Raw genomic sequence first — 3337 nt, forward strand, 5'->3', positions numbered from 1 at the left:
TTCGGAGAAGGTGATCTGATCCATGGTGGCAACGATCCTATGCGGTTGACGATGGCCGTATTATCGCTGATTTTGGGGACTTATTCAGAGTCTCCTTAGCTTGAAATCTTTCTAATGTGAACACTTCGCCGACTGCCCATTCTTCGGGATATTTCTCGTGAGGGCGTCATTGCCGAGTGCGGAATCGGCATCCAAGGAAGCAGCTTGAGCCAACAACATGCGCTTAACTACAACGTAAACATAGCCGTAGATGGATTCACACTTCGATGCCCTCGGGCCAGCAACATTCAAAATCCCGATCTCGTGCTGTATGCAGAAGGCGCTGATTAATTCCATGGCTGTTTCCGCGGCAACGGTCTCGGTATCTATGAGCTTCAAGGGCGACTTTTCCTTCAAGGCAATTGACACAGTCAAAGCTGTGCCTCCCTCAATCTCTCGATGGTAGAAAACAACGGTGCCATCAGCGGCTTGGATATTCTTCCGGGTCCTTGCTCGATAACCACCCGAGAGCTCTTCCATCGGATAACGCGGTGGTATTGGGCCATCTTCGGCCAATCGACCTTTTGGGCAATATCCGCCAGCCGGAAAGCACCGCTCCAGGGCCGCATCAAGAGCCGCTCGATCGGCGCCGGTTTGGCCGCCGCTGATGACTGACGACAGGAACTTCCTAGCTTTCATGCTTCAAAACTCATCTCACTACGTCCACTTCAAGCTATAGACATTACCCTCTCACATCCTCCTGCCATACCTCCCAACTCGAAACGATCATTTTTTAATCAATTTTGTCACCCAAAGTGAACAAGATGCCCGTAGAGCGGCAACGCATAGGGGAAACACGGCTGACCGACCTTCTTTTTCTGGTACATATAGAGGGGAGGTTATTTAGCAATCAGAGGAACATGTATGTCTACACAACACCAGGTCATTCTCGATGCCCGCTTTGATCAATCTCCAATTCGCTCAGTCGGCCCAGACGCATCCGAAATCAACGTAGGTTTGCTCGCCGACACCCGGGTCAAAAAACTGCTGGATGCGATTACCGCTCTCTGCTCCGAGCTCGCAAAGCAATGCTTTCCCGAAGAGCAGGTTACGTTCCTTCACAGCGATTTTGTGGTCACTCAGGGCAGTCAGATTCAGCATACCAGCCGGGTCTACAGCGATGGCGAGGCTAGCCGTGCACTGGTAGATTCAGTCTCAATGGCCTCTTTCCACTTTTGCAGAGCCGTAATCCAGAACGGAGCTGATCTGTTCAACATGTCATCAAAGGAAACACTAACGCCATCCCAAGAAAATCTCCTCAATAAATTCTCCGACGACTATATCGCCGCCAACAGTGGCACCCACCTGAAATTTCCGTTCGTGATTCAATTTCCCCAAGTCAGTACCCTAGGAGAGGTCGCCGCTCAAGGCCACATAGAAAAAGCTCCTGAGGTCGAACACAAAATCCACAATTATCACGGCATCGCGAAGATTGACGGAGGAAGCATCGATAAAAAAACCATTACAATGCGACTAAGTTCCGACGCGGATCGAGGAGACCGCATTATTACTGTTCAAGCGACTACTACTCATGAGTTGAGCGTCGCCTTCCGTGCAGCCCTTTCAAAAAGTAAAAAAGCAATCGTCGCCGTTCATCAGGTCAAAGATGGAAAGCACAAACTGCACTGGCGATTAAAAGCCATTAAGGTAAAGAGCGAAGACCAATCGCGGAAGCTTGAACTAGAGATGCAGTCCCAACAATGATGATCAAGTGCCGTTGTGTCAGTGACTGGGGCTCTTCTGGATCAGCCGACAATAGACACCAAACACCAGAAGAGCCACGGCCAACTCATGCCCGTTACGCAATACACCGGTCGACGATTGGCCAAAGTTTATTTCACCAAATCCATAACGGGATCGTCGCCTGCTAGGTATCGGAAAGCCGTGTAAGAAGTGTTTTTTAACAGTCCAGGGCTTTGCATTACGGGACTTCTGATTATCTTTTTGGGCCATCAAAAGATACCTCTCGGATTGCACAGCAAAGCCTGCATCAGTCATTAGCCGAATCATGTCAGGATCATCGAATCTGGCAACAACAGTTAGCTGACTATCGTCTATCTCGTAAAGTGCGAAAAAATGCCTCAGAAAATGTGCATGCGATTTTTTATCAAGCACAACGTGCCTTCTGCGACTAATCAAAATCGGCAACTCTTTGGCCTTGGGTGCTTTGATCGATTGTACAGTGCAGCGCTGAATTTGCTGAGCATGATCCAAGATTCTCTGCCACGCTGGCGACGTAATGCCCGCTAACAACGCATTATCGAGCTCGCTGCCGTCAAACCATTGCTCCTTGTCGTCAGGGAGGGCCACTTTGAAAGCCTGGTTCCGTGTGGCTTTTGTCAGCACCTTCTCCAATCGCTTCACGGCAGACGGTTGCAGCCCTACCAATCCAGCAGCTCGCCCGAAATTCTGGCCCAGCGATACCAGCCGAACCACTTGAAACATGCGCTCCAGGGTCAACTCAGGATATTCAAATTGCGCTTTCAACGGCGGAAGGTCGTAGCCAGGAGCGCATGGCCATTGTTCGATGTCCGTGGCGTTTTTCAACTGACGTACTCGATCACTTGAAACCGGCGTCAGTACATCCGCCCATTCCGTTAAAAGATGAAAGTAATTTAGCAACCCGGTCCTGGGTGAGCTATGCCCCATCAAACGCGCCAAAGCCATACCGATTCGCCTGGAGCATGAGATGTTGGAACCGAGTACACACTGTCGGAGTGCTGGCTTATCAATATCTTGGGTTAAAACACGCTCGATGGGCGTGTCCAAGTTGAGCAAAACCGCCGCCACTCTATTGAAAAAAGTATGCCGGAGGTGATGCAAAACCAGATCCTGGTTTCGCGTCATTGCACGCATGGCCACGATCAAACTCGCAGAGAATCTTGCCGCTCCCTCAACAAGGCCCGGTTGATTTTTTCCCTGGAGCTCGCAAAGAATCGGTCGATTCGTCTGCCGGCCACAGATACTCTGATAACGCCCCATCACCCGATCGATCAACTGCCTTTCAGAGTCATCCAGGGTGAACAGCAAAGGTATAACCCGTCTGCTACTGGGGCTTTTTAGTGTCCGGTACTGGTTATTTTGGACCAATACCCACAGCATTCCTGACTGCTCCTGCCAATCACGGCGCAGGAGAAGCATAGCTTCCTGAGCTCGAAGACCAAATCGAAAACAACACAAAAAAACAAACCCCATCATTAACCTGCGTATTCCAGACCAAGGTTGCCACTGATTCCAGACGAAGCCTGCCACCCATTCCACGCGAAAGCTGCCACTGATTCCACGGCAAAGCTGCCAC

The 3337-nt window shown here is 50.3% G+C and carries 3 protein-coding genes; 1 reads left to right on the forward strand and 2 read right to left on the reverse strand.

Features of this window, described 5'->3' with window-relative positions; all coding sequences use genetic code 11:
- Nucleotides 1–111 precede the first annotated feature (111 nt).
- A complete protein-coding gene (locus BY454_RS16485) occupies nt 112–678 on the reverse strand; it encodes a putative molybdenum carrier protein (protein WP_104417647.1) in 567 nt (188 codons plus the stop codon).
- 225 nt (nt 679–903) lie between these two features.
- On the opposite strand from BY454_RS16485, the gene BY454_RS16490 reads away from it, so the two are divergent.
- A complete protein-coding gene (locus tag BY454_RS16490; protein WP_104417648.1) occupies nt 904–1743 on the forward strand; it encodes a hypothetical protein in 840 nt (279 codons plus the stop codon).
- An 18-nt stretch (nt 1744–1761) separates the two neighbouring features.
- Here the strand turns inward: BY454_RS16490 and BY454_RS16495 are convergent.
- Nucleotides 1762–3337, reverse strand: a 1576-nt coding sequence (locus BY454_RS16495; protein WP_219820666.1) for a hypothetical protein, incomplete at its 5' end; no start/stop codon positions are given.

Source organism: Marinobacter persicus, from assembly GCF_002934325.1.
GTDB classification, from domain to species: Bacteria; Pseudomonadota; Gammaproteobacteria; order Pseudomonadales; family Oleiphilaceae; genus Marinobacter; species Marinobacter persicus_A.